Origin of the sequence: Pseudolysinimonas sp., from assembly GCF_031389465.1 — a bacterium.
Taxonomy (GTDB): Bacteria; Actinomycetota; Actinomycetes; order Actinomycetales; family Microbacteriaceae; genus Pseudolysinimonas_A.
Genome location: NZ_JANMSQ010000306.1, coordinates 1 through 2,790, shown reverse-complemented (window position 1 = coordinate 2,790; position 2,790 = coordinate 1). Strand labels below are relative to the sequence as shown.

Annotated in this window: 1 protein-coding gene and 1 pseudogene; both read right to left on the bottom strand. The window is 70.1% G+C overall.

Annotated features, from left to right (window positions below):
- Window positions 1-815: 815 nt before the first annotated feature.
- On the bottom strand, window positions 816-2,516 hold the full coding sequence (locus RMO30_RS11860; protein ID WP_309713709.1) for an ATP-dependent helicase: 1,701 nt from the start codon (window positions 2,514-2,516) through the stop codon (window positions 816-818).
- Window positions 2,513-2,790 (bottom strand): annotated as a pseudogene (locus tag RMO30_RS11855) (NAD(+) diphosphatase); the annotation flags it as partial. The gene RMO30_RS11860 and the pseudogene RMO30_RS11855, both read right to left, overlap by 4 nt.

The window sequence follows — 2,790 nt, the reverse complement described above, 5'->3', positions numbered from 1 at the left end:
GCTTGAGCCCTTTCGCATCCGTCACCCGCCCCGCACTCATTGTTCCCACTCGGTGTCACCGAAGCCTGTGGATGACGCAGCCATTGATTCGGCGAAGCCCGGCATCCTGGCGGACATGGTGCTTCGGCTGGTCTCCGACCTTCCTCTGTTGTGGCGGACGCCTTCGAGTGTGCAGTTCGGGTCGGACGAGCCTGCGGCCGTCCTTTCCGACCTCTCGGAGGGAGAGGATCGCCTGCTTGCGACGCTTGTGGCGGGAGTTTCGGAGACGGGGTTTGCGATGCTGGCCGACTCGCTCGGCGTTTCACCGGAACGATCCCGGGCTCTCCTTCACGCGCTCGCGCCGGTCCTTGCTGGTGAGCCCAGCTCTCCTTCCGGGGTGGCCGCCGTTCTGGGGGATTCGCCCCTTGCTCGCACCATCGCCTCGCTGCTCTCGGCCGCCGGAGTTCTGGGGTCGCCTGAGGATGCTGCGGTTGTCGTGTTGGTCGCGGATTGGGTCGTGGCGCCGGCCGATCACCTGCGGTGGTTGAACCGGGATGTGGTGCACCTTCCGGTCGTCGTTGCCGAGCGCTCGATTTCGGTCGGACCGCTCGTGGAACCCGGGGTTGGGGCGTGCCTGTACTGCGTGCACCTTGCTCGCGTCGATGCGGATTCGGCCTGGCCGGCGATCGCCACCCAGTTGCTCGGGCGGGCTGCTCGCGAGGTGGGGTTGCTTGAGGTTGCGGAGGCGGCGGCGTTCGTTGCTCGGCGCGTGCTGGCACGGCTCGCGGGTGAGCGCGAGGGTGGGGTGTCGTGGCGGTTGGACTCGGGGGGTGGGGTCAGCTCGCGGGCGTGGGGGCGGCATCCCGACTGCCGGTGCGCGTTTCCTGCAGGAAGCGACTGGGCTGCCGTTCCCGATCCCGCTGGCCTCGCCGAGCCCACGACAGCGTCAGCCGTCGGCGCGCCCGCGTGATGCCCACGTAGAACAGCCGGCGTTCCTCATCGATCGCGGCGGCACTCCGCGCATGCGACACGGGTAACAGCCCTTCGGCGAGGCCGACGAGATAGACCGACTCCCACTCGAGGCCCTTCGCGGAGTGCAGGGTACCGAGCACGACGGCGCGCATCGGCAGCTCGCCCTTCGCCTGCTCGCGGTCGTCGAGTTCGGCGGCGAACCGCGTGAGGGTCACCTCCTCCGGGGTGGCTTCGGCGAACCGCACAATCGCGTCGAGACCCGCCCAGTCGTTGGGGCCGAGCTTCGAGTGGGCGCGATCGACCGTCCAGCCCGCCGCCCGCGCGGTGTCGGCGACGAAGCCGCGCACCGGATCGTCGGGAAACCGCTGCGCCTGCACCGCGAGCGCCGACGTCAGTTTGCGCACCGCGGGAATCTCGAAGAACGGTGTTCCGGCGAGCGACCGCGTCACGACGCCGCGTGCCGCCAGAGCGTCCTCGAATGCACGCGCCTGATCGTTCACGCGGTGCAGCACGGCAATCTGCTCAGGTGACGTGCCAGCGGCGAGCTCGGCGACGACGGCGTCGGCGATGCCGTGAGCTTCGGCCGCGTCGTCGTCGTAGGCGATCGGCTCGGTGACGACCCCGCGAACAGCCGTCGCGGCGCGCAGGTCGAGCGCCCCCGGGCGGCCGCGCATCAGCCGGTTGGCGAGATCGAGCACCTGGGGTGCAGAGCGGTAGTTGCGTTCGAGCCGCACGATCTCCGCCCCCGGGTGATCGCGCTCGAAGCCCAGCAGGTACGCGCTCGACGCGCCCGCAAACGTGTAGATCGTCTGGTTGGCGTCGCCGACGACGCAGAGGTCGGTGCGGTCGCCGAGCCACAGCGTCAACAGCCGGTGCTGCAAGGGCGAGACATCCTGAAACTCGTCGACGACGAAGTGCCGGTACTGCGTGCGCACCCGATCGCGTGCGATCACCTCGGAGTCGAGCATCCCGCACGCCACGAGCAGCACATCCTCGAAGTCGATGCGGCGGCGCTCATCCTTCAGCTCCTCGTACTGCTGCTGGACCTCGGCGACCGCGTCGGCATCCAGCCCCCGCGGCAGCGGTCGCCCGCGCGCCGCCGTCGAGTACGCCTCGATGCTCAACCCGGAGGTCTTGCGCCACTCGATCTCGCCCGCAACATCCCGAACCGCGCCCCCGCCGAGCCGGATCTTCACCCGCTCGGCCGCCTCGACGATGTACCGCGCCTTGTTGTCGAGCAGCCGCGGCGCCGACCCGCCGACGAGGTCGGGCCAGAAGTAGCCGAGCTGCGCGAGCGCCTCCGCGTGGAAGGTGCGCACCACAGCTCCCGGCGCGTTGAGCACCCGCAGTCGATGGCGCAGCTCACCGGCGGCCTTCGACGTGAAGGTGAGGGCGAGCAGGGTGCCCGGCGAGTAGACGCCCTCCTGGATGCCGTGGGCGATGCGGTGGGTGATCGCGCGGGTCTTGCCGGTGCCGGCCCCCGCGAGAATGCAGACCGGTCCGAGCAGGGTCTCTGCCGCGTGCCGCTGCTCGGCATCGAGACCCTCAAGAATGTCGGTACTCACGGGCGTGAACCATCGGCAATCCTGCTCCCGTCGTCGATGGGGGCGCCGAACCAGTGCTCGATGATCGCCCGCGCGATCGACGTCGGGCCGGGCAGCAGCACCTCGCCGGCCTCGACCGCCGCCATGAGCTCGGCGCGGCTGAACCAGCGCAGCGCGATGATCTCCTCGCCGTCGGGGCGACCCGTGGTGTCGGCGCCCGGCGCCACTCGGGCCTCGAACCCGACCATCAGGGATGCCGGGAACGGCCACGGCTGACTGCCGAGGTACTGCGGAT